This window comes from Telluria sp. ZB4P34, from assembly GCF_059686055.1.
In genome coordinates this window covers 1-21281 of the sequence record NZ_JCASIF010000005.1, presented here as the reverse complement: position 1 = coordinate 21281, position 21281 = coordinate 1, and the positions used below count along the sequence as shown (strand labels likewise).

General features: G+C 66.3%; 19 protein-coding genes. 18 read left to right on the top strand and 1 reads right to left on the bottom strand.

From position 1 onward, the window contains the following. Positions 1-36: 36 nt before the first annotated feature. The 3 genes from glpK (at position 37) to AC56KL_RS10845 (ending at position 2488) form a co-directional block, all read left to right on the top strand. Positions 37-1524, top strand: a complete 1488-nt coding sequence (glpK, locus tag AC56KL_RS10855) for a glycerol kinase GlpK (RefSeq protein WP_497180167.1) — start codon at positions 37-39, stop codon at positions 1522-1524. Positions 1525-1672: 148 nt separating this feature from the next. Then, positions 1673-2191 (top strand): DUF6622 family protein, encoded by a 519-nt coding sequence (locus AC56KL_RS10850; RefSeq protein WP_497180166.1) that lies wholly within the window; start codon positions 1673-1675, stop codon positions 2189-2191. A 36-nt stretch (positions 2192-2227) separates the two neighbouring features. After that, complete coding sequence (locus AC56KL_RS10845; RefSeq protein ID WP_497180165.1) at positions 2228-2488, top strand: hypothetical protein; 261 nt, start codon at positions 2228-2230, stop codon at positions 2486-2488. 12 nt (positions 2489-2500) lie between these two features. Here AC56KL_RS10845 and AC56KL_RS10840 read toward each other — a convergent pair whose 3' ends face one another. Beyond that, a complete protein-coding gene (locus AC56KL_RS10840; RefSeq protein WP_497180164.1) occupies positions 2501-3451 on the bottom strand; it encodes an AAA family ATPase in 951 nt (316 codons plus the stop codon). A gap of 471 nt (positions 3452-3922) precedes the next feature. Here AC56KL_RS10840 and mraZ point away from each other — a divergent pair, with 471 nt between their 5' ends. The 15 genes from mraZ to ftsZ all read left to right on the top strand — a co-directional run bounded on the left by mraZ (position 3923) and on the right by ftsZ (position 21110). Next, positions 3923-4351, top strand: a complete 429-nt coding sequence (gene mraZ / locus AC56KL_RS10835; protein WP_497180163.1) for a division/cell wall cluster transcriptional repressor MraZ — start codon at positions 3923-3925, stop codon at positions 4349-4351. Further along, on the top strand, positions 4338-5345 hold the full coding sequence (rsmH, locus tag AC56KL_RS10830; RefSeq protein ID WP_497180413.1) for a 16S rRNA (cytosine(1402)-N(4))-methyltransferase RsmH: 1008 nt from the start codon (positions 4338-4340) through the stop codon (positions 5343-5345). The genes mraZ and rsmH overlap by 14 nt, the downstream gene beginning before the upstream one ends. Beyond that, on the top strand, positions 5342-5614 hold the full coding sequence (gene ftsL, locus AC56KL_RS10825) for a cell division protein FtsL (protein ID WP_497180162.1): 273 nt from the start codon (positions 5342-5344) through the stop codon (positions 5612-5614). The genes rsmH and ftsL overlap by 4 nt, the downstream gene beginning before the upstream one ends. Beyond that, a complete protein-coding gene (locus AC56KL_RS10820) occupies positions 5611-7398 on the top strand; it encodes a peptidoglycan D,D-transpeptidase FtsI family protein (RefSeq protein WP_497180161.1) in 1788 nt (595 codons plus the stop codon). The genes ftsL and AC56KL_RS10820 overlap by 4 nt, the downstream gene beginning before the upstream one ends. Beyond that, positions 7398-8930, top strand: coding sequence for a UDP-N-acetylmuramoyl-L-alanyl-D-glutamate--2,6-diaminopimelate ligase (locus AC56KL_RS10815; RefSeq protein ID WP_497180412.1), 1533 nt, complete (start codon positions 7398-7400; stop codon positions 8928-8930). Before AC56KL_RS10820 ends, AC56KL_RS10815 begins: the two co-directional genes overlap by 1 nt. Next, positions 8931-10298 carry a UDP-N-acetylmuramoyl-tripeptide--D-alanyl-D-alanine ligase gene (locus AC56KL_RS10810; RefSeq protein ID WP_497180160.1) on the top strand — a complete coding sequence of 456 codons (1368 nt, stop codon included), beginning with the start codon at positions 8931-8933 and terminating at the stop codon, positions 10296-10298. A 1-nt stretch (position 10299) separates the two neighbouring features. Continuing rightward, a complete protein-coding gene (gene mraY, locus AC56KL_RS10805) occupies positions 10300-11469 on the top strand; it encodes a phospho-N-acetylmuramoyl-pentapeptide-transferase (RefSeq protein WP_497180159.1) in 1170 nt (389 codons plus the stop codon). A 16-nt stretch (positions 11470-11485) separates the two neighbouring features. Continuing rightward, complete coding sequence (murD, locus tag AC56KL_RS10800) at positions 11486-12985, top strand: UDP-N-acetylmuramoyl-L-alanine--D-glutamate ligase (protein ID WP_497180158.1); 1500 nt, start codon at positions 11486-11488, stop codon at positions 12983-12985. Beyond that, positions 12985-14202 (top strand): putative lipid II flippase FtsW, encoded by a 1218-nt coding sequence (gene ftsW, locus AC56KL_RS10795; protein ID WP_497180157.1) that lies wholly within the window; start codon positions 12985-12987, stop codon positions 14200-14202. The genes murD and ftsW overlap by 1 nt, the downstream gene beginning before the upstream one ends. After that, complete coding sequence (gene murG, locus AC56KL_RS10790; protein ID WP_497180156.1) at positions 14199-15281, top strand: undecaprenyldiphospho-muramoylpentapeptide beta-N-acetylglucosaminyltransferase; 1083 nt, start codon at positions 14199-14201, stop codon at positions 15279-15281. The genes ftsW and murG overlap by 4 nt, the downstream gene beginning before the upstream one ends. Before the next feature lie 10 nt (positions 15282-15291). After that, positions 15292-16680, top strand: a complete 1389-nt coding sequence (gene murC / locus AC56KL_RS10785) for a UDP-N-acetylmuramate--L-alanine ligase (protein WP_497180155.1) — start codon at positions 15292-15294, stop codon at positions 16678-16680. A 4-nt stretch (positions 16681-16684) separates the two neighbouring features. Beyond that, complete coding sequence (locus AC56KL_RS10780; protein WP_497180154.1) at positions 16685-17671, top strand: D-alanine--D-alanine ligase; 987 nt, start codon at positions 16685-16687, stop codon at positions 17669-17671. 6 nt (positions 17672-17677) lie between these two features. After that, entirely contained in the window at positions 17678-18502 is an 825-nt protein-coding gene (locus tag AC56KL_RS10775; RefSeq protein ID WP_497180153.1) for a cell division protein FtsQ/DivIB, read from the top strand. 13 nt (positions 18503-18515) lie between these two features. After that, entirely contained in the window at positions 18516-19748 is a 1233-nt protein-coding gene (ftsA, locus tag AC56KL_RS10770; RefSeq protein ID WP_497180152.1) for a cell division protein FtsA, read from the top strand. A 171-nt stretch (positions 19749-19919) separates the two neighbouring features. After that, positions 19920-21110: a cell division protein FtsZ gene (ftsZ, locus tag AC56KL_RS10765; RefSeq protein WP_497180151.1), complete on the top strand. Its 1191-nt coding sequence runs from the start codon at positions 19920-19922 to the stop codon at positions 21108-21110. Positions 21111-21281: the final 171 nt, after the last annotated feature.

The following is a 21281-nucleotide window of genomic DNA, read 5'->3' as shown; positions in this document are numbered from 1 at the left end:
AAAGACCTCGGCCGCGCGGCCCTGGAGACGACATCGATGCAGCAATACATCCTTGCCCTCGACCAGGGCACGACCAGTTCGCGCGCGATTCTATTCGACCGCGCCGGCCTGCCCATCGCCAGCAGCCAGCACGAATACACCCAGCACTTTCCCCAGCCCGGATGGGTCGAGCACGACGCCCTCGACATCTGGCACAGCCAGCTCGCCTGCGCGCGCGAGGCGCTGGCCCGGGCCGGCGTCTCGGCCGCGCAGATCGCCGCCATCGGCATCGCCAACCAGCGCGAAACCACGGTGCTGTGGGACCGTGCCACCGGCGAGCCGGTCGCCCGCGCCATCGTCTGGCAGGACCGCCGCACCGCCGCCATGTGCGACCGCCTGCGCGAACAGGGCAGGGCGGACGACATCCGCCGGCGCACCGGTCTCGAAGTCGACGCCTATTTTTCCGCCACCAAGCTGCAATGGCTGCTCGAGCACGTCCCCGGTGCGCGCGCCCGCGCCGAGCGCGGCGAACTGGCCTTCGGCACGGTCGACAGCTGGCTCGTATACCGCCTGTGCGGACGCCACGTCACCGACGCCGGCAATGCGGCACGCACCATGCTCTTCAATATCCACACCCTGCGCTGGGACGAGGAGCTGCTGGCCCTGTTCGAGATCCCGGCGGCCCTGCTGCCGGACCTCGTCGCCAGTTCGGAGGTGGTGGGCCTGGCGGCGGAGGAGTGGTTCGGCGCCGCGGTGCCGATTGCCGGCATCGCCGGCGACCAGCAGGCGGCCACCTTCGGCCAGGCCTGTCACCGCCCGGGCCTGGTCAAGAATACCTATGGCACCGGCTGCTTCATGCTGATGCACGCCGGCGCCACGGCCCCCGGCTCGCACAATCGCCTGCTGGCGACGGTCGGCTGGACCGTGAAGGGCGCCACCGACTACTTGCTGGAAGGCAGCGTCTTCATGGGCGGCGCCACCGTGCAATGGCTGCGCGACGGCCTCGGCATCATCAAGGCGTCGCAGGAGGTCGAAGCCCTGGCCCTGAGCGTGCCGGACAGCGGCGGCGTGATGCTGGTGCCGGCGTTTACCGGCCTGGGCGCCCCGCACTGGGACCAGTATGCGCGCGGGACCATCGTCGGCATGAGCCGCGGGACGACCGGCGCCCATATCGCCCGCGCCGCAGTCGAGGCGATCGCCTACCAGAGCGCCGAACTGCTGGTGGCGATGCAGAAGGACGCCGACTGCGCGGTGCCCGAGATGCGCGCCGACGGCGGCGCGGCCCGCAACGACCTGCTCATGCAATTCCAGGCCGACCTGCTCGGCATCCCGGTGCTGCGCCCGCGCGTGCTCGAGACCACGGCCCTGGGCGCGGCCTACCTGGCCGGGCTGGCGGTGGGCTACTGGGAGAGCGTGGACGAGATCGCGCGCCAGTGGCAGGTCGAGCGGCGCTTCGAACCGGCGATGGATGCCGGCCGCCGGGCCGAACTGATGGCGCGCTGGGGCAGGGCGGTGGAACACGCGAAAGGCTGGGCGCAGACCTAACCAGGTGCCGCCGGCAAGCGGGGAGCCGTTCGACTCGCGCCCGTTCGCAGCCGGTTCGCGCCGGCTGTGCGCCTCTTCATCGCAATCCTTCCCGCCGTGCGCATGCCCTGCCTACAGTGGCGTCATCATCACGCCACCGGAGCGCGCCATGCTGGTCCAGATTCTTTTCCATACCCCCGTCTATGTGTGGGCCATCCTTGCTTTCCTGCTCTACCGCGGGGTGCTCGCGGCGCGCGACCGCGACATCACCCCCACCCGCATGACGGTCATTCCGCTGCTCATGCTGGCGCTGGGCTTGCAGTCCCTCGTCGCGCAGTTCGGCGCCGCCTCGGCGGCGACGGCGGCCTGGCTCGGCGGGACCATCCTCGTCGGCTGGCAGCGCTGGGCCTTCGGCGCCAGCCGCGTCAGCCCTGTCGCCGACGGCAGGCTGCGTATCCGCGGGAGCTGGACGCCGCTGCTGCTGATGCTGACCATCTTCGCAATCAAGTATGTGACGGGCGTGCTGCAGGCCATCCGGCCCGACCTGGCGGGAAGTGCGGCCGTCGCGCTGCCGGCCAGCGCCGTGCTCGGACTGTGCAACGGCTACTTCCTCGGCCAGCTGGCCTGCGACTGCGCTGCCGCCCGCGAGCGGCAAGCGTGTTCCGCGTCCCGGCCCCATCCCGTATGATCGGGACGTGAAAATCGCTTCGCGAGGAGGTGCAGCATGCTCAAACTGGGAGACACGGATCCGCGCCTGATCGACAAGCTCGGCACGCTCGCGGCCCGGGTGGTCGAAGATTCCCTGGCCTCGGGCCTGAGCTGGGACCAGGCCGTGGTGGCGCTCGGCATCGCGGCGAAGGCCATGTCGGCCCAGGCCGCCACGCAGGGTGGCGCCGTGCCCGCCGACTATGCCTTGCATGCGGAAAAACGACTGAAGGAAGGCATGGACCGCAGCGCCGCGGTTCTCAAGGCCTATCTCTCCTGAGTCTTTCCTTGTTCAGAACCCGATCCGCCCCTTGCCCGGCGTCGGCTTGAGGCGGATGTCGTCCACGATCACGTGCACGCGCCCGGCCGCCACCGCATGGCCCAGCCCGTCGAGCAGGGTCTTGCGCAGGTCACGCGGCGACACCCCCGCCAGCCGATCCAGCACCACGTCGCCCAACCGCGGGTCGAAGGCCGCCAGGTTCAGTTCGTCCAGCAGCCCGGCATACATGCGCTGGGCAATCCCGGCCGCCTGTTCCACGGTCGGCGCCGGTACTTCGTAGACCGCCATCCGGTTGAGCAGCGGGTGGGGAATGCCCTCGGTAGAATTGGCGGTGAGCACCCAGAAGATCTGCGAGGCGTCGATCTCGACGTCGATGAATTCGTCGCGGAAAGCGCTGGCCGTCTCCGGCTCGAGCAGTTGATACAGGGCGGCCAGCGGGTCCGATTGCGAAGAGCCGCTCGCTTTTTCCACTTCGTCGAGCACGATCACCGGATTGGCGTACTGCCCGCGCACCAGGCGTTCGGCGACCTTGCCGCATTTCGCGCCGCGCCAGCTGGCGGAACTGCCGGTGATGACGAAGCCGGCCGACAGGGCGTTCATGCTGATCAGCTCGCAGTCGGTCTGCATCACCCGCGCCAGGCGGCGCGCGAAGTGGGTCTTGCCCACGCCGGGGCCGCCCAGCAGCAGGATCGGCATGACATTGAAACCCCGGTCGCCTGCATGCGCCAGCGCCAGGTAGCGGGCCAGGTCGTCCAGGACTTCCTCGAAATTGGGACACTCTTCGAACAAGGGGGCAAGGGCGTCGATCGACGAGGGTTTGGTGACGAAGCGGTCGGCCCCGGTCTCCAGCATGCGCTCGTAGAACGCTTCGAGTTCCGGGGAGCGGCCGCGGCTGCGGTCGAGCGCTTCCTGAACTTCGCTCAGGTCGTAGACCGCGCAGGTACGGGCAAGTGTGATGCTCACGGCTGTCTCCAGTACATGCCCGCTCCCGTCCGGCTCTCCCATCCTGCCGAGCGGGCCGTAAGCGGATGGGTCTTTGCCTTGCTCCGATCCTAACGCTTCCAGCAGAGTACCGCCAATACCTCAGCGACCAATTCCGCAAAGAAAGTTTTGTTTCCACACGAAAATACATCATCCACACATGACGTTGATCAAACAGAAAGATTGTCTTTACAACTGAGGTCCAACCTTCACTGTGTTTCCTAAGTGACTGATTTAGGAGACATTTTACGTTGACACAGCCTCAAGAGCTGGTGCTAAGTCCTTGGTTTCATTAGACAAATTCGGATTTGCCAAGCGTGAATTCGCTTGACCACCAACATTGATTCCAATAAAGTGGGAAACAGTGTGAAAAAGTGTCGAATTGTGGGGGGTTTCCGGAACCCCAAGCGGCCAAAAAATTCTAAATTGCTAATTCTCCAAGCTAGGTAAACCGTGTTCCAGGGCGCGTCAGCGATCAATCTCGATGCTAAAGGAAGGATGTCGATTCCGGCAAAGCATCGTGACGCCCTCGCGGTCCAGTGCGAAGGCCGCATGACGCTGACCAAGCACCCGCATGGCTGCCTGTTGTTCTTTCCCCGTCCGGTGTGGGAACAGCACCGCGAGCAGATCGCCTCCTGGCCGATGTCGGCCAGGGCGTGGCAGCGCATTTTCCTTGGTAACGCATGCGATGTCGAGTTGGACAGTGCAGGCCGGGTGCTGATTTCGCCCGAACTGCGCATCGCCGTGGGTTTGGAGAAAGAAGTCATGATGTTGGGCATGGGCTCCCACTTCGAAATCTGGGATGCCGCCAAGTATGCCGAGAGCGAAGCCGAGGCCGTGGCCGGCGGCATGCCCGATGTCCTTTCCAATTTCTCCTTCTGAGGCGCCGATGACGGAAACATTGACGGTGCCCGGCGCATTGGCATCTGACTACCAGCATCGCACCGTATTGCTGGACGAAGCAGTGGACGCGCTCGCGCTGGAAGGCGAGCGCGCCGACGGTACTTATATAGATGGCACGTTCGGCCGTGGTGGCCATAGCCGCCTGATCCTGTCCCGCCTCGGCCCCCAGGGGCGCCTGGTGGTGTTCGACAAGGATCCGCAGGCGATCGCCACCGCGGAAGGGATCGACGACCCCCGCTTCACGATCGTGCACGACAGTTTTGCCACGATGTCCGACGCGCTGGCCGCGCGCGGCATCGGCCAGGTGGACGGCATCCTGCTGGACCTTGGTATTTCGTCGCCCCAGGTGGACGACGCCACGCGCGGATTCAGTTTCCGCCAGGATGGCCCGCTCGACATGCGCATGGATACCACGCGCGGGATGTCGGCGGCCGACTGGCTGGCCACCGCGCCGGAACAACAATTGGAAAAGGTTATAAGAGATTATGGAGAAGAGCGGTTTGCTTTCCAGATTGCAAAGGCGATTGTTGCTCGCCGCGCAATCCAGCCAATTTCGACCACACGAGAGCTTGCCGCAATCGTGGCAAACGCGGTCAAGACCCGGGAAAAAGGCAAAGATCCGGCAACCCGGACCTTTCAGGCTGTCCGGATTTTCATCAATAAAGAGCTTGAAGACCTTGAAGCAGGTCTGAACGCCGCCTACGCCATGCTGGCGCCGGGCGCACGCATGTCGGTGATCAGCTTCCACTCGCTGGAAGACCGCATGGTCAAGCAGTTCTTCGCATCCAAGGCGATGGTCGCGCAGCCGGACCGCCGGCTGCCGATCCGCGCGGTCGACCTGCCGCAGCCTTTGATGAAGCTGATCGCCAAGATCAAGCCGTCCGACCACGAAGTGAGCGCCAACCCGCGCGCCCGCTCGGCGGTGCTGCGCGTGGCCGAGCGCCTTGCAGGCGGCCCGGGAGGCGCGGCATGAGCGTGAAGCTGAACATCGTGCTGACGGCGGCCGTGGTCGGCTGCGCGCTGTCGGTGGTGAACGCGCGCTACCAGTCGCGCCACCTCCTGATCGAACTCGAGCGTCTGAACCAGCATGCGCGCCAGCTCGACATCGACTGGGCCCAGCTCCAGCTCGACCAGTCCACGCTCGGCAAGAACGAACGCATCGAGCAGATCGCCCGCACCAGCCTGAACATGGCCCCGCTGAGCCCGGCCCGTACCCAGTACCTGACGGAAGGCACCAAATGAGCAGCGCGACCAGCCGTCCAGAGCGACGCGGCACCTCGCGCGTCGCCGCCTCCAAGGGCGTGGCTTTCTCGAAGAGCCCGGTCCTGGCCGTGAACGTGCCGAACTGGCGCTCGCGGCTGGTGCTGTTCGTGCTGTTCATGGCCTTCGCCGCGCTCGCCGTGCGCGCACTCTGGCTGCAGGGCGTGTCCACCCAGTTCCTGCAAAAGCAGGGCAAGAGCCGCTACGAGCGCCTGGTGGAACTGCCGGCCGCGCGCGGCAAGATCATGGACCGCAACGGCCAGGTGCTGGCTTCCTCGCTGCCGGTGAAGGCGGTGGCCGCGTTTCCGAAGGAAGTGCTCAAGGAGCCGGGCGACAAGCTGGCCGAACTGGCGCGCCTGCTCGAGATGCCGCAAGCCGAGCTGCGCGCCAAGCTCGACCCGAAGAAGAGCTACGTCTACCTCAAGCGCCAGGTGGAGATGGACAAGGTCGAGCAGATCGAGAAGCTCAAGATCGATGGCATCGACACCCGCAAGGAATACAAGCGCTACTACCCGCAGGGCGAGGTGATGACCCACATGGTGGGCTTCACCAACGTCGAGGACCGCGGCCAGGAAGGCATGGAGCTGTTCCACCAGAAGGCCCTGATGGGCGTGCCGGGCAGCCGCCGCGTCATCCGCGACCGCCTCGGCCACATCGCCGAAGACCTGGGCATGTTCCGCGAGCCGCACCACGGCAAGGACCTGACCCTGTCGGTGGACAGCAAGCTGCAGTACATCGCCTTCACCAGCGTGAAGAACGCGGTCGAGAAGTTCAACGCCCAGGCCGGCGGCGCGGTGGTGCTGGACGTGCAGACCGGAGAAGTGCTGGCAATGGCCAACTACCCGACCTACAACCCGAACGACCGGGCCAGGCTGACCGGCGCCCAGCTGCGCAACCGCGTGATCACCGACACCTTCGAGCCGGGTTCGACCCTCAAGCCCATGACCGTGGCGCTCGGCCTGGAAAAGAAGAGGATTACCCCGGACACCGTGTTCGACACCTCGGGGGGACGCATCGTCGTGGGCGGCCGCCCGATCCGCGACATGCATCCGAAGGACGCCCTGACGGTGAGCGGCATCATCCAGAAATCCTCGAACGTGGGCACCGTCAAGATCGCCCAGATGCTCGAAGAGAAAGACATGTGGGAGCTGTACACGAAACTGGGCTACGGCCAGGCGCCGCGCTTCGGCTTCCCGGGCGCCGTCGCCGGCCGCGTGCGCCCATGGAAATCGTGGAAGCCGATCGAATATGCCAACATGTCCTTCGGCCACGGCCTGTCGGTGTCGCTGCTGCAGCTGGCGCGCTCGTACATGGTGTTCGCGCGCGATGGCGACATCATTCCGCTCTCCTTTTTGAAGGTGGACGAACAGCCGGTCGGCCAGCAGGTGATCTCGCCGAAGACGGCCGCCCAGGTGCGCACCATGCTCGAATCCGTGGTCGGCCCGGAAGGTACGGCGTCGAAGGCCCAGGTGGCCGGCTACCGCGTGGGCGGCAAGACCGGCACCGCCGAGAAGATCGTCAACGGCCGCTACTCGAAGACCGACAACATCGGCTACTTCGTCGGCATCGCGCCGATGTCCAGGCCGCGCTTCGTGATCGCGGTCATGATCGACAACCCGCGAGGGGCGCTGCGAACGGGCGGCAGCGTCGCCGCGCCGACCGCCGCCGACCTCGCATCGAATGCCTTGCGGGCGGCGAACGTGCCGCCCGACTCCTCGGTGACCGACATCATCATTCCGGAAACCCCCATCGAGGAGAGCATGTGATGGCCATGAGCCTGAACGAGATCTGCCTTTGGATCCGTGCCGCCGCCCCAGGCGGCCGGCTCGTTTCCGACTCGCGCCGCGTGGCGCGCGGGGACGTGTTTTTCGCGTATCCGGGCGACGCCGCCGACGGGCGCCGTTTCATTGCCGCCGCCATCGCGGCCGGCGCGGCCGCCGTCGTGTATGAGGAAGCCGGATTCGACTGGGATGCCGCACACGCGCTTGATCATCCAGTCGCGCACCTGGGCGTGGCCGGGCTGAAAAAGAACGCGGGGCCGATCGCCCACGGCGTCCTTCAGCATCCCGACGCCGGCATGTTCACCGTCGGCGTCACTGGCACCAACGGCAAGACTTCCTGCGCAGTCTGGACCGCGCAGGCCCTCGCGCGCCTCGGCGAGACCGCCGCCGTGATCGGCACCCTGGGCGTGGGCATCGTGAAGAAGGACGCCGAACCCGAATTCGACGCCACCGGCTACACCACCCCGGACGCCGTGCTGCTGGCGCAGACGCTTGGCGAGCTGCGCGCGCGCGAAGCCACGGCGCTGGCCATCGAAGTCTCGTCCATCGGCCTGGTGCAGGAGCGTACAGCCGGCATGCACTTCGACGTCGCGATCTTCACCAACCTGACCCGCGACCACCTCGACTTCCACGGCACGATGGAGAACTACGAGGCGGCCAAGGTCCGGCTGTTCGCATGGGAAGGCCTCGGGAATGCCGTGGTCAACCTGGACGACCCGGCCGGCCTGCGTCTGGCGGCGCACCTGCGCAAGAACCGTGCGGCGCTCCCGGTCACCGGCTATACGCTCAAGGACAAGGCCGGGCAGCCGGCGCTCGAGGGCGTGGACATCCTGCGTGCCTCGAACCTGCGCAGCCGCCATGCGGGCACGGAATTCACGGTCGATACCCCGGCCGGAAACGCGCACGTGAAGACCCGGCTGGTCGGCCACTTCAACGTCAGCAACGCGCTGGCCGTGCTGGGCGCGCTGCTGGCCAAGGGCATCCCGCTCAAAAACGCGGTGGAGGCCATCGAAGCCCTGGCGCCGGCCCCGGGCCGCATGCAGCAGATCGGCGGCCAGGACGCGCCGATGGTCGTGATCGACTACGCGCATACCCCGGACGCCCTGGAAAAGACCCTGGAGGCGCTGCGCCAGGTGGCCCGGGAGCGCGGCGGCCAGTTGTGGTGCGTGTTCGGCTGCGGCGGCGACCGCGATCCGGGCAAGCGCCCGCAGATGGGCGCCGTCGCCCAGATCGCCGACCACATCCTGGTCACCAGCGACAACCCGCGCAGCGAAGATCCGGCCGCCATCATCGCGCAGATCGTGGCGGGCATCGACAAAGCGTACCAGGCGGTCGAGGACCGGGCGAGCGCGATCCTGCTGGCCGTGAAGAACGCCGGCAAGCAGGACGTGATCCTGCTGGCAGGGAAGGGCCATGAGCCCTACCAGGAAATCAAGGGCAAGAAGATGCCATTCTCCGATGCCGACCATGCTTCGCTGGCATTGACCGCGCGGCTCACCATGATGAGGGCCCACTAGATGCGCGCTACGCTCGCACAACTGGTCGCCGCAATCCCTGGCGCACGCCTGGAGGGCGGCGACGTTGCCTTCCAGGGCGTGTCGACCGACAGCCGCACGGCGCCCGCCGGCGCGCTGTTCGTCGCGCTGAAGGGCGAGACCTTCGACGCGCACGCCTTCCTCGACCAGATCGCTGCGCGCGGCGTGGCCGCGGTCGTGGTGCACCAGCTGCCGGACGGCTGGACGCTGCCGGCCATCGTGGTGCCGGACACCCTGGCGGCGCTGGGCCGCATCGCGAACTCCTGGCGCGCGCAATTCGGGATTCCCGTGATCGGCGTGACCGGTTCGAACGGCAAGACCACGGTCAAGGAAATGATCGCCTCGATCCTGGCAGCTGCCTTCGGCGAGGACGCGCGCCTGGCCACACAGGGCAACCTGAACAACGAGATCGGCGTGCCGCTTACCCTGTTTCGCCTGTCAGCGGCGCATCGGGCCGCCGTGATCGAGATGGGCATGAACCATCCGGGCGAAATCGCCCGCCTGGCCGCCATCGCGGCGCCGACCGTCGCCATGGTGAACAACGCCCAGCGCGAGCACCAGGAATTCATGCATACCGTGGAAGCGGTGGCGCGCGAGAACGGCTCCGTCCTCGCAGCACTGCCACTCGACGGTGTGGCCGTGTTCCCGGGGGACGACGAATATACGGAGCTGTGGCGCGGCCTGGCGCCGTGCCCGGCGCTGACCTTCGGCCTGGCCGAGGAATGCGACGTGCGCGCGAGCTATACGGCGAATGGCTTCGGCAACGACCTGCAGGTGACTGCGCGCGGAGGGCAGTTCGCCATCCAGTTGGCCGCCGCGGGCGATCACAACGTGCGCAATGCGCTGGCGGCGATCGCCAGCACCCTGGCCGCCGGCATCCCGGTCGACGCCATCGTGCGCGGCCTGGAGTGCTTCGCCCCGGTCGGCGGCCGCCTGCAGCGCAAGCAGGCCGCGATCGGCGCGACCGTCATCGACGACACCTACAACGCGAATCCCGACTCGATGCGCGCCGCGATCGACGTGCTGGCCGCCTATCCGGCGCCGCGCATCCTGGTGGTGGGCGACATGGGCGAAGTCGGCACGCAGGGAAAAGAGTTTCACGCAGAAGTCGGTGCCTACGCGCAGCAGCGTGGCATCGAACACGTGCTCGCCACTGGCGACCTCGCGCGCGCCATGTGCGCCTCGGGAGCACGGCACTACGAGCAGTTCGACGCATTATTGGCAGCACTGGATTCAACACTGGGCGGCAATAGCAATTCGACTGTGCTGGTGAAGGGCTCGCGCTTCATGAAGATGGAACGCGTGGTCCAGCACCTGACCGGACAAACCACCATGAAAGACGCCCACTGACATGCTTCTCTGGCTCGCCCAATACTTCCAGGACTATCTCGGTCCGCTGCGCGTGTTCAACTACATCACGTTCCGCGCCGTCTTCGCCACCATCACGGCGATCACCATCGGCCTGATCTGCGGCCCGGCCGTGATCCGCAAGCTCACCGCCATGAAGGTCGGCCAGGCCGTGCGCACCTACGGTCCGCAGACCCACCTGGCCAAGCACGGCACCCCGACCATGGGCGGCGTGCTGGTCCTGATCTCGATCGGCATCTCGACCCTGCTGTGGTGCGACCTGTCGAACCGCCTGATCTGGCCGGTGCTGGTCGTGACCATGGGCTTCGGCGCGGTCGGCTGGGTCGACGATTACCGCAAGGTGGTCTACAAGGACCCGGAAGGCATGCGTTCGGGCGAGAAGTATTTCTGGATGTCGCTGATCGGCATCACCTCGGCGCTGTACCTGGCGTTCTCGGTCTCGGCCGCGAATCCATGGGAAGTGCTGCAGCTGTTCTACGCCTGGGTGCAGTCGGGCTTCTCGATGACCCTGCCGCCCAAGGCCGACCTGATCGTCCCCTTCTTCAAGTCGATCAGCTATCCGCTGGGCGTGTGGGGCTTCATCGCGCTGACCTACTGCGTCATCGTGGGTTCCTCGAACGCGGTCAATTTCACCGACGGCCTCGACGGCCTGGCGATCATGCCGACCGTGATGGTCGGCGGCGCCCTCGGCCTGTTCGCGTACCTGACCGGCAGCGTGACCTTTGCCAAATACCTGTTCATCCCCTACATCCCGGGCGCGGGCGAGCTGCTGATCTTCTGCGGCGCGATGGCGGGCGCGGGCCTGGCCTTCCTGTGGTTCAACGCACACCCGGCGCAGATGTTCATGGGCGACGTCGGCGCACTGGCGCTGGGCGGCGCGCTCGGCACCATCGCCGTCATCGTGCGCCAGGAAATCGTCCTGTTCATCATGGGCGGCGTGTTCGTGGCCGAGACCCTGTCGGTGATCATCCAGGTGTCCTGGTTCAAGTACACCAAGAAGCGCTACGGCGCCGGCCGCCGCGTGTTCCTGATGGCGCCGCTGCACCACCATTTCGAACAAAAGGGCTGGAAAGAGACCAAGGTCGTGGTCCGCTTCTGGATCGTGACGATGGTGCTGGTCCTGATCGGCCTGTCCACCTTGAAACTGCGTTGAAGCTGCGTTGATACGAATGACATACGAAGGCAAATCCGCACTGGTACTGGGGCTCGGGGAATCCGGGCTGGCGATGGCGCAATGGCTGGCGCGCTGCGGCGCGCGCGTGCGCGTCGCCGACACGCGCACCGAGCCGCAGCGCCTGTTCGCCCTGCGCCAGGCGGTGCCGACTGCGGAATTCGTCGGCGGCGAATTCGGAGCAAGCCTGCTCGACGGCATGGACTTCGTCGCAGTGAGCCCGGGCCTGGCCCCTGGCCGCGAACTCGCGCACATTTCCCCCGCGGCGCGCGAGCGCGACATCCCCGTCTGGGGCGAGATCGAACTGTTCGCGCAGGCGCTCGCGCAACTGCGCCAGGAAAGCGGCTACGCGCCGAAGATCATCGCCATCACCGGCACCAACGGCAAGACCACGGTGACCAGCCTGACCGGCCTGCTGTGCCGCCGCGCCGGATTGACGACCCGCGTGGCCGGCAACATCAGCCCGGCCGCGCTCGACGTGCTGCGCGAATGCCTGGATGCCCAGGACCTGCCGCAGGCCTGGGTGCTCGAGCTGTCGAGCTTCCAGCTGCACACCACCTTCAGCCTGCAGGCCGACGCCGCCACCGTCCTGAACCTGAGCCAGGACCACCTCGACTGGCACGGCAGCATGGAAGCCTATGCGGCCGACAAGGCGCGCATCTTCGGTAGCGGCACGGTGCGCGTGCTGAACCGGAACGACGCCATCGTGATGCGCATGGCGGCAGCCGGCACGCCGGCGTTCACCTTCGGTACCGACGAGCCGATGGAGCCGGACAGTTTCGGCCTGGTGGGCGAGCGCGGCGTGCTGTGGCTTGCCAATGCCGTCGCGCTGCACGATGAGCCGCAGAAAAAGCTGAAAAAAGGGGAGGTGGCGCCGCCCGTGGAGGTGAGCGTCAGCCGCCTGATGCCGGCCGACGCGCTCAAGATCCGCGGCCTGCACAACGCCTCGAATGCCCTGGTCGCGCTGGCCCTGTGCCGCGCCTGCGGCCTGCCGCTGGCGCCCTTGCTGCACGGCCTGCGCGAATACGCGGGCGAGCCGCACCGCGTCGAACTGGTGGCGAACATCGACGGCGTCGATTACTACGACGACAGCAAGGGCACCAACGTGGGCGCCACCGTCGCCGCGCTGGAAGGCCTGGGCAAGGCTTTCGCGGGCGAAGACCAGCAGATCCTGCTGGTCGCCGGCGGCGACGGCAAGGGCCAGGATTTTGCCCCGCTCGCCGAGCCTGTTTCACGCTATGTGCGCGCCGTGCTGCTGATCGGCCGCGATGCGCCGAGCGTGCGCGCCGCGATCGAGCCGACCGGCGTGCCGGTGTTCGACTTCGCCAGCCTGCCGGAGGCGGTGCGCAGGGCGAGCGGCCTGGCCCGTCCGGGCGATGCGGTGCTGCTGTCGCCGGCCTGCGCCAGCCTCGACATGTTCACCAATTACGCGCACCGCGCGCAGGTGTTCGTCGACGCGGTGCGCGACATCGCGCTCGATAAGGGGCAGGAGCTCTGATGGCCTTCCAGATTCCATTCAAATTTTCCGGATCCAGCAGCGACGCGACCATCGCGGCGCGCAGCCGTCCGTCGAAGATGATGGACTACGACCAGCCGCTGGTCTGGGTCACCGTGCTCCTGATGATGTTCGGCCTGGTGATGGTGTATTCGGCCTCGATCGCGCTGCCGGATTCGCCCAAGTTCGCCTACCTGAACGACAAGAACGAATACTTCCTGTTCCGCCAGATGGCCTATATCGCCGTCTCGATGACGGCCGCCGCCGTCGTGTTCCAGGTGCCCGTGGCCGTGTGGCAGAAATGGGCGCCGATGATGTTCATTGCCACCCTGGTGCTGCTGGTGATCGTGCTGATCCCCGGCATCGGCCACACGGTCAACGGCGCGCGCCGCTGGATCCCGCTGAAGATCATGCTGCTGCAGCCGTCGGAGATCATGAAGATCGCGGTGGTGCTGTACGCGGCCGACTTCACGGTGCGCAAGCAGGAATACATGCACAAGCTGACCAAGGGCTTCCTGCCGATGATGCTGGCGATCGGCCTGGTCGGCATGCTGCTGCTGCTCGAGCCCGACCTGGGCGCCTTCGGCGTGATCGTCTGCATCGCCATGGGCATCCTGTTCCTGGGCGGGATCAACATCGTCTGGTTCGGTGGCATCGGCGCACTGCTGGTGCTGATCTTCAGTGCGATCATCGCGCTCTCGCCGTTCCGCCGCGCCCGCATGTTCGCCTACCTCGACCCGTGGGCCGACGGCCACGCGCTGGACAAGGCCTACCAGCTGACGCACTCGCTGATCGCGTTCGGGCGCGGCGAGTTCTTCGGCGTGGGCCTGGGCGGCAGCGTCGAGAAGCTGTTCTACCTGCCGGAAGCGCATACCGACTTCATCATGGCCGTGATCGGCGAAGAACTCGGCCTGGTTGGCGTGCTGGTCGTGATCGCCATGTTCTACTGGCTGGTCAAGCGCGCCTTCGACATCGGCCGCCAGGCCATCGCCCTGGACCAGATCTTCGCCGGCCTGGCCGCCAAGGGCATCGGCATCTGGATCGGCGCCCAGACCTTCATCAACATGGGCGTGAACCTGGGCCTGCTGCCGACCAAGGGCCTGACCCTGCCGCTGATGAGCTTTGGCGGCTCGGGCGTGATGTTCAACTGCATCGGCCTGGCCATCCTGCTGCGGATCGACTACGAGAACCGGGTACGCATGCGGGGAGGGCGCACATGAGTACGCAAATGAAGAAGCTGATGATCATGGCGGCCGGCACCGGCGGCCACATCTTCCCCGGCATCGCGATCGCGCAGACCATGCGCGCGCGCGGCTGGGAAGTCTCGTGGCTGGGCACCGCCCACGGCATGGAAACCGAGCTGGTACCGAAAGCCGGCATCCCGATGGACAGCATCGACTTCGCCGGCCTGCGCGGCAAGGGCCTGGGCCACACCATCAAGGGCGCCTTCAAGATGCTGGGCGCGTTTGTCGCTTGCCGCCGCTATCTCGGCCAGCGCAAGCCGGACGTGGTGCTGGGCATGGGCGGCTACGTGACCGTGCCGGGCGGGATGATGGCGAAGACGCGCAACATTCCGCTGGCACTGGTGAACGCCGACGCGGCCCTGCTGTTGTCGAACCAGACCCTGGCACCGATCGCCAGCCGGGTGCTGTTCGGCTTCCCGGCCGATTTCGGCAAGGCGGCCGGCAAGGCGGTCGTCACCGGCAACCCGGTGCGCCAGCAGATCCTCGACCTGGCGGCGCCCGGCAAACGTTTCACGGGCCGCAGCGGCCCGCTGCGCGTGCTGGTCGTCGGCGGCAGCCTGGGCGCCAAGGTGCTCAACGACAGCGTGCCGGCCGCCCTGGCGCAGATCGACCCGGCGACGCGCCCGGTCGTAACCCACCAGTCCGGCAAGAAAAACATCGACGCGCTGCGCGCCGCCTATGCGGCAGCAGGCGTCGAAGCGAACGTGGTCGACTTCATCGACGACATGGCGGCCGCCTATGCCAATGCCGACCTGGTGATCTGCCGCGCCGGCGCGATCACCGTGTCGGAGCTGACCGCAGCAGGCGTGGCCAGCGTGCTGGTGCCCTTTGTGGCCAGCACCACCAGCCACCAGCGCGACAACGCGGCCTGGATGCACGCACAACAGGCGGCGATCCACCTGCCGCAGGGCGAACTGAACCCGCAGCGGCTGGCAGGCCTGCTGCAAACATTGAGCCGTGAAGACTGCCTCGCGATGGCGCAGGCGGCACATGGCGTGGGCAAGCGCGACGCCAACGAGGCGATCGCGCGGGAACTCGAACGACTGGCCGGATGAGCGAACAAGAATGAAACACAAGATCAAGAACATCCATTTCGTCGGTATCGGCGGCAGCGGCATGAGCGGCATCGCGGAAGTGCTGCTCAACCTCGGCTACAACGTATCCGGCTCCGACCTGTCCAGCAACGCCGCCAGCCAGCGCCTGGCGGAACTCGGCGCGCGCGTCCATACGGGCCACTCGAGCGAGCATGTGATCGGCGCGAACGTGGTCGTGACCTCGACCGCCGTCAACGAAGCCAATCCGGAAGTGGTGGCCGCCCGCGCCGCCAAGGTGCCGGTGGTGCCGCGCGCCATCATGCTCGGTGAACTGATGCGCCTGAAGCGCGGCATCGCGATCGCCGGCACCCATGGCAAGACCACCACCACCAGCCTGGTGGCCTCGGTGCTGGCCCAGGGCGGGCTGGATCCGACCTTCGTCATCGGCGGAAAACTCACCGCGGCCGGCGCCAACGCCAAGCTGGGTTCGGGCGACTACATCGTGGCCGAGGCCGACGAGTCGGACGCCTCCTTCCTGAACCTGTCGCCGATGATCGAGGTGATCACCAACATCGACGCCGACCACATGGACACCTACGAACACGACTTCGAGAAGCTGAAGGCCGCGTTCGTGAATTTCACCCACCGCCTGCCGTTCTACGGCCGCGCCATGATGTGCATCGACGACCCGCACGTGCGCGCCATCCTGCCGCAGGTGACCAAGCCGGTGACGACCTACGGCTTCTCGCTTGACGCGGAAGTGCGCGCGCTGGATGCGTACGCGGACGGCGTGCAGATGCACTTCACCGTGCGCCAGCAGGGCTACCCGGACACGAAGTTCGTGCTGAACCAGCCCGGCATGCACAACGTGCTCAACGCCTGCTCGGCCATCGCGATCGCGCGCGAGATCGGCCTCGACGACGCCTCGACCAACCTGGGCCTGCAGAATTTCAGCGGCGTCGGCCGTCGCTTCACCCGCTATGGCGAGGTGGCGATTCCCGGCGGCGGCAGCTTCACCCTGGTGGACGACTTCGGCCACCACCCGGTCGAAACCGAGGTGACCCTGGCCGCGGCGCGCGCCGCCTATCCGGGCCGCCGCCTGGTGCTGGCCTTCCAGCCGCACCGCTTCAGCCGCACGCGCGACCTGTTCGAAGATTTCGTCAAGGTCCTGTCGACCCCGGACGTGCTGCTGCTGGCCGACGTCTACGCCGCCGGCGAGGCGCCGATCGTGGCCGCCGACGGCCGCGCGCTGGCGCGTGCGCTGCGTACCGGCGGCAAGCTGGAACCGATTTTCGTGGAGGCGATCGCCGACATGCCCGCCGCCATCATGAACGTGGCGCGCGACGGCGACGTCGTCCTCACCATGGGCGCCGGCTCGATCAGCGGCGTCCCGCACCAACTGACCACTGCAAAGGCCTGATTCCGTGAACGCTACCACTTCCACTTTTGACCCGGCATCCTTCGGCAAAGTCGGCGTGCTGTTCGGCGGACGCTCCGCCGAACGCGACGTGTCGATCATGTCCGGCACCGGCGTCCTGGAGGCCCTCAAGTCGCGCGGCGTCGATGCCCACTCCTTCGATCCGGGCACCCAGAGCCTGGCCGAACTGGCCGCACAGAAGTTTGACCGCGTCTTCATCGCGCTGCACGGCCGCTACGGCGAGGACGGCAGCCTGCAGGGCGCCCTCGAGCAGCTGGGCATTCCCTATACCGGCAGCGGCGTGATGGCCTCGAGCGTCGGCATGGACAAGATCACGACGAAAAAGATCTGGAAGATGGACGAAATCCCGACGCCGGACTACATGATCATCGACCCGTCCACCGACCTCGACGAAGTCCTGGTCGCGCTCGGCCTGCCGATGATCGTCAAGCCGCCGCTCGAAGGCTCGACCATCGGCATCAGCCGGGTGAACAAGGCCGAGGAACTGAAGACTGCCGTCGACCTCGCCATGGGCTTCGACCCGGTGGTGCTGGCCGAGGAATTCGTCACCGGCCGCGAGTTCACCGTGGCCGTGCTGGGCACCGGTAAAACCGCCCGCGCCCTGCCGATCGTCGAGATCGTGGCCCCGGAAGGCAACTACGACTACCAGAACAAATACTTCACGGACGACACCCGGTACCACTGCCCGGCGCCGCTCGACCTGCACCTGACCGAGGAGATCCAGCGCCACGCCGTGAACGCCTACCGCGCGCTCGGCTGCGAAGGCTGGGGCCGGATCGACGTGCTGGTACGCCAGGAAGACATGCGTCCCTTCCTGCTGGAAGTGAACACCTCGCCGGGCATGACCTCGCACTCGCTGGTGCCGATGGCCGCGCGCGCGGTGGGCATCAGCTACGAGGACCTGTGCCTGGAAATCCTGGCCTCGGCCCGGCTGAAGATGGCGAATTCGTCCAAATCCCTGGCAAAGGAATAACACGGCATGTGGCATGACGTCCGCGCCCTGAACGCGACCGCCAGCAGCCTGGTGGCGCTGGTGGTGCTCGCCTGCATCGGGACCGGCGTGTGGTGGCTGTCGCAGCGCCCCATGTTCCTGCTGCGCGCGGTGACGGTGGAAAGCATGTACCAGCTGCCGCTGCGCCACGTGAACGAGCTCACGGTGCGCAACGGCGTGATCGGCAAGATCCGCGGGAACTTCTTCACCACGGACCTGGAGCAGGTGCGCGCGACGTTTGAAACCGTGCCCTGGGTGCGGCGCGCCACGGTGCGCCGCGAGTGGCCCAACCAGCTCATCGTCGAGGTGGAAGAGCACGAGGCGCTCGGCACCTGGGGCGAGGACGGCCGCCTGCTGTCGGTCAAGGGCGACGTGTTCACCGCCAACCTGGCCGAGGCCGACGATGACCACGCGCTGCCGGCCTTCGAGGGGCCGAAGGGCAGCGAGAAGGAAGTGCTGGCCCGCTTCACCGAGCTGCGCTCGCTGTTTGCGAAGGTAGAGCTGGCCCCGATGGCCCTGTCGCTGTCCGAGCGCTACGCCTGGACGGTGAAGCTGGACAACGGCATGAGCGTGGCATTGGGGCGCGAGCAGGACAAGGACACGCTGAAAAAGCGCGTGCAGCGGCTGGTGGGCGTCTACCCGCAGCTGGTCGCGCGGCTGCAGGAAGGGCGCATCGACACGATCGACATGCGCTACCCGAACGGCCTGGCGCTGTCCTCGGCAGCGCTGGCGGTGCCGCTGGACGCCACCAAGCCGGTGAAGCCGGTGAAGAAGAAACCGAATCAACCGAATAACACAACCAAGCAAACATAAGCAGGCAACAGCAATGACAAAAGACGCGAAGAACCTGATCGTCGGCCTCGACATCGGCACCTCGAAGGTGGTGGCGGTCGTGGCCGAAGTGATGTCCGATGGACGCCACGAGGTGATCGGCCTCGGTCAGCACGAGTCGAAAGGATTGAAGAAGGGCGTGGTCGTGAACATCGAAGCCACGGTCGAATCGATCCAGCGCGCGCTCGAGGAAGCGGAGCTGATGGCCGACTGCAAGATCCGCAACGTCTATGCTGGTATCGCCGGCAGCCATATCCGCTCGTTCAACTCGAGCGGCATGGTTGCGATCAAGGACAAGGAAGTGACCGCCACCGACGTGGCGCGCGTAATCGAGACCGCCAAGGCGGTCAATATCCCGACCGACCAGCAATTGCTGCATACCGTCCCGCAGGAATTCATCGTCGACAACCAGGAAGACGTGCGCGAGCCGATCGGCATGAGCGGCATCCGCCTGGAAGTGCGCGTACACATCGTCACCGGTGCGGTATCCGCGGTCCAGAATATTGTAAAGTGCGTCCGCCGCTGCGGGCTCGAGGTCTCGGACCTGATCCTGCAGCCGATCGCCTCGGCCGACGCCGTATTGACCATTGACGAAAAAGAGCTGGGCGTGGTCCTGATCGACATCGGCGGCGGCACCACCGACATCGCGGTGTACTCGGATGGCGCGATCCGCCACACCGCCGTGCTGCCGATCGCCGGCGACCAGATCACCAGCGACATCGCCATGGCCCTGCGCACCCCGACCGGCGAAGCCGAGGACATCAAGATCCGCTACGGCGTGGCCAAGCAGGTGCTGGCCGATCCGGGCGAGACGCTCGAGGTGCCGGGGCTGGGCGACCGCGGTCCGCGCGCGCTGTCGCGCCAGGCGCTGGCGGCCGTGATCGAGCCGCGCGTCGAAGAACTGTTCGCGATGGTGCACACGGTGGTGCGCGAGTCGGGCTACGAGGGCGTGCTCTCGTCGGGCATCGTGCTCACCGGCGGCAGCTCGATCATGCCGGGCATGATCGAAATGGCCGAAGACATCTTCCTCAAACCGGCGCGCCTCGGCACGCCGGACTACCGCGGCCAGCTGGCCGACGTCGTGCGCAGCCCACGCTACGCCACGGTGCTCGGCCTGCTGCTGGAAGCGAAGAAGCAGTACCTGCGCGGGCACATCGTCACGCGTCAGGATGGTTCGGTGAAGGCAGTGTGGCAGCGCATGAAGGAATGGATAGCGGGGAATTTTTAAAGCACGGGTTGGCAGCACAGCAGGGCACGAAAATTTTAAGTACGGCAGCAACAAATCGTCCACGGGTAAAGATTTTTTAAATACAATCGCTTCTTCCGGTTTTGGAGCTCTGCCAGGGGCCTGGCACCAGTCCTGAAACGGAAGCAGCATCTTGAATATTGGGAGTTCGATATGGAGTTCGATATGGTCGATAACGCAGCACTGGGAACCGTTATCAAAGTCGTTGGCGTCGGCGGCGCCGGCGGCAACGCGGTTCAGCACATGATCAATAAAGGTGTGTCCGGTGTCGAGTTCATCGCCGCAAACACGGATGCGCAGGCGCTGGCCGTTTCGGGCGCCAACAACATCATCCAGATCGGTGAATCCGGCCTGGGCGCGGGCATGCGTCCGGAAGTCGGCCGCCAGCTGGCCGAGCAGTCGCGTTCGCGCATCGAAGACGCGCTGCGCGGCGCCCACATGGTGTTCATCGCCGCGGGCATGGGCGGCGGCACCGGCACCGGCGCCGCGCCGATCGTCGCCGAAGTGGCGAAGACCATGGGCGCGCTGACCGTGGCCGTGGTCTCGAAGCCGTTCTCCTACGAAGGCGACAAGTGCATGCAGGTGGCGGAAGCCGGCCTGGAAGAGCTGAGCAAGCACGTCGACTCGCTGATCGTGATCCTGAACGAGAAGCTGGAAGACATCTACGAAGACGAGTCGATGCTCGACTGGATGAAGCACGCCGACGACGTCCTGAACAACGCCGTTGCCGGTATCGCCGAGATCATCAACGTGCCGGGCCACATCAACGTCGACTTCAATGACGTGAAGACCATCATGAGCGAGCAGGGCAAGGCCATGATGGGCACCGCGACCGCTTCGGGCGTGGACCGCGCGCGCATCGCGGCCGAGCAGGCCGTGGCCTCGCCGCTGCTGGACGGTATCGACCTGTCGGGCGCCAAGGGCGTGCTGGTCAACGTGACCGCCAGCCGCGGCCTGAAAGGCAAGGAGATCAAGGAAGTCATGGCTGCCGTGCGCGCCTTCGCCGCACCGGACGCATCGATCGCACAGGGCATCGCCTACGACGACGAGATGGGCGACGAGCTGCGCGTGACCGTGGTCGCGACCGGCCTGGGCAAGAACAAGAAGATGCAGCTGGTGCAGCCGCAGCAGATGCTCAAGACCGGCACCTACAATGCGCCGGTGATGCAGGGCGCCCAGGGCATGACCGGCAACGTGACCATGGGCCAGACCGACGCCATGGGCGGCATGAAGCAGCCGGCCGTGTGGCGCCGCGAGCAGGCATCGGAGCAGGTGCAGGCGATGCAGCGCAACGGCGTCGAGACTTACGACATCCCGGCTTTCCTGCGCAAGCAGGCTGACTGAGCCGGTTTAATCGGAAGCGGCAAGGGCCAGCGCAAGCTGGCCTTTTTTATTTTTCGTAGGGTGTGTAAAGGCAAAGTTGAAATGTCCGCTTCTGGCAAAGTTGAAATGTCCGCTTGGTTGCCCAGGTTAGCGCGAGCTAACGCGCTTTTGAGCGGACATTTTCTTTGCTGC

Excerpts from the sequence above, each read along its gene's own strand:
- glpK (WP_497180167.1), top strand. The coding sequence starts at position 37 with ATGCAGCAATACATCCTTGCCCTCGACCAGGGCACGACCAGTTCGCGC.
- AC56KL_RS10850 (WP_497180166.1), top strand. The coding sequence starts at position 1,673 with ATGCTGGTCCAGATTCTTTTCCATACCCCCGTCTATGTGTGGGCCATC.
- AC56KL_RS10845 (WP_497180165.1), top strand. The coding sequence starts at position 2,228 with ATGCTCAAACTGGGAGACACGGATCCGCGCCTGATCGACAAGCTCGGC.
- ftsL (WP_497180162.1), top strand. The coding sequence starts at position 5,342 with ATGAGCGTGAAGCTGAACATCGTGCTGACGGCGGCCGTGGTCGGCTGC.
- AC56KL_RS10820 (WP_497180161.1), top strand. The coding sequence starts at position 5,611 with ATGAGCAGCGCGACCAGCCGTCCAGAGCGACGCGGCACCTCGCGCGTC.
- AC56KL_RS10815 (WP_497180412.1), top strand. The coding sequence starts at position 7,398 with ATGGCCATGAGCCTGAACGAGATCTGCCTTTGGATCCGTGCCGCCGCC.
- AC56KL_RS10810 (WP_497180160.1), top strand. The coding sequence starts at position 8,931 with ATGCGCGCTACGCTCGCACAACTGGTCGCCGCAATCCCTGGCGCACGC.
- mraY (WP_497180159.1), top strand. The coding sequence starts at position 10,300 with ATGCTTCTCTGGCTCGCCCAATACTTCCAGGACTATCTCGGTCCGCTG.
- murD (WP_497180158.1), top strand. The coding sequence starts at position 11,486 with ATGACATACGAAGGCAAATCCGCACTGGTACTGGGGCTCGGGGAATCC.
- ftsW (WP_497180157.1), top strand. The coding sequence starts at position 12,985 with ATGGCCTTCCAGATTCCATTCAAATTTTCCGGATCCAGCAGCGACGCG.
- murG (WP_497180156.1), top strand. The coding sequence starts at position 14,199 with ATGAGTACGCAAATGAAGAAGCTGATGATCATGGCGGCCGGCACCGGC.
- murC (WP_497180155.1), top strand. The coding sequence starts at position 15,292 with ATGAAACACAAGATCAAGAACATCCATTTCGTCGGTATCGGCGGCAGC.
- AC56KL_RS10775 (WP_497180153.1), top strand. The coding sequence starts at position 17,678 with ATGTGGCATGACGTCCGCGCCCTGAACGCGACCGCCAGCAGCCTGGTG.
- ftsA (WP_497180152.1), top strand. The coding sequence starts at position 18,516 with ATGACAAAAGACGCGAAGAACCTGATCGTCGGCCTCGACATCGGCACC.
- ftsZ (WP_497180151.1), top strand. The coding sequence starts at position 19,920 with ATGGAGTTCGATATGGTCGATAACGCAGCACTGGGAACCGTTATCAAA.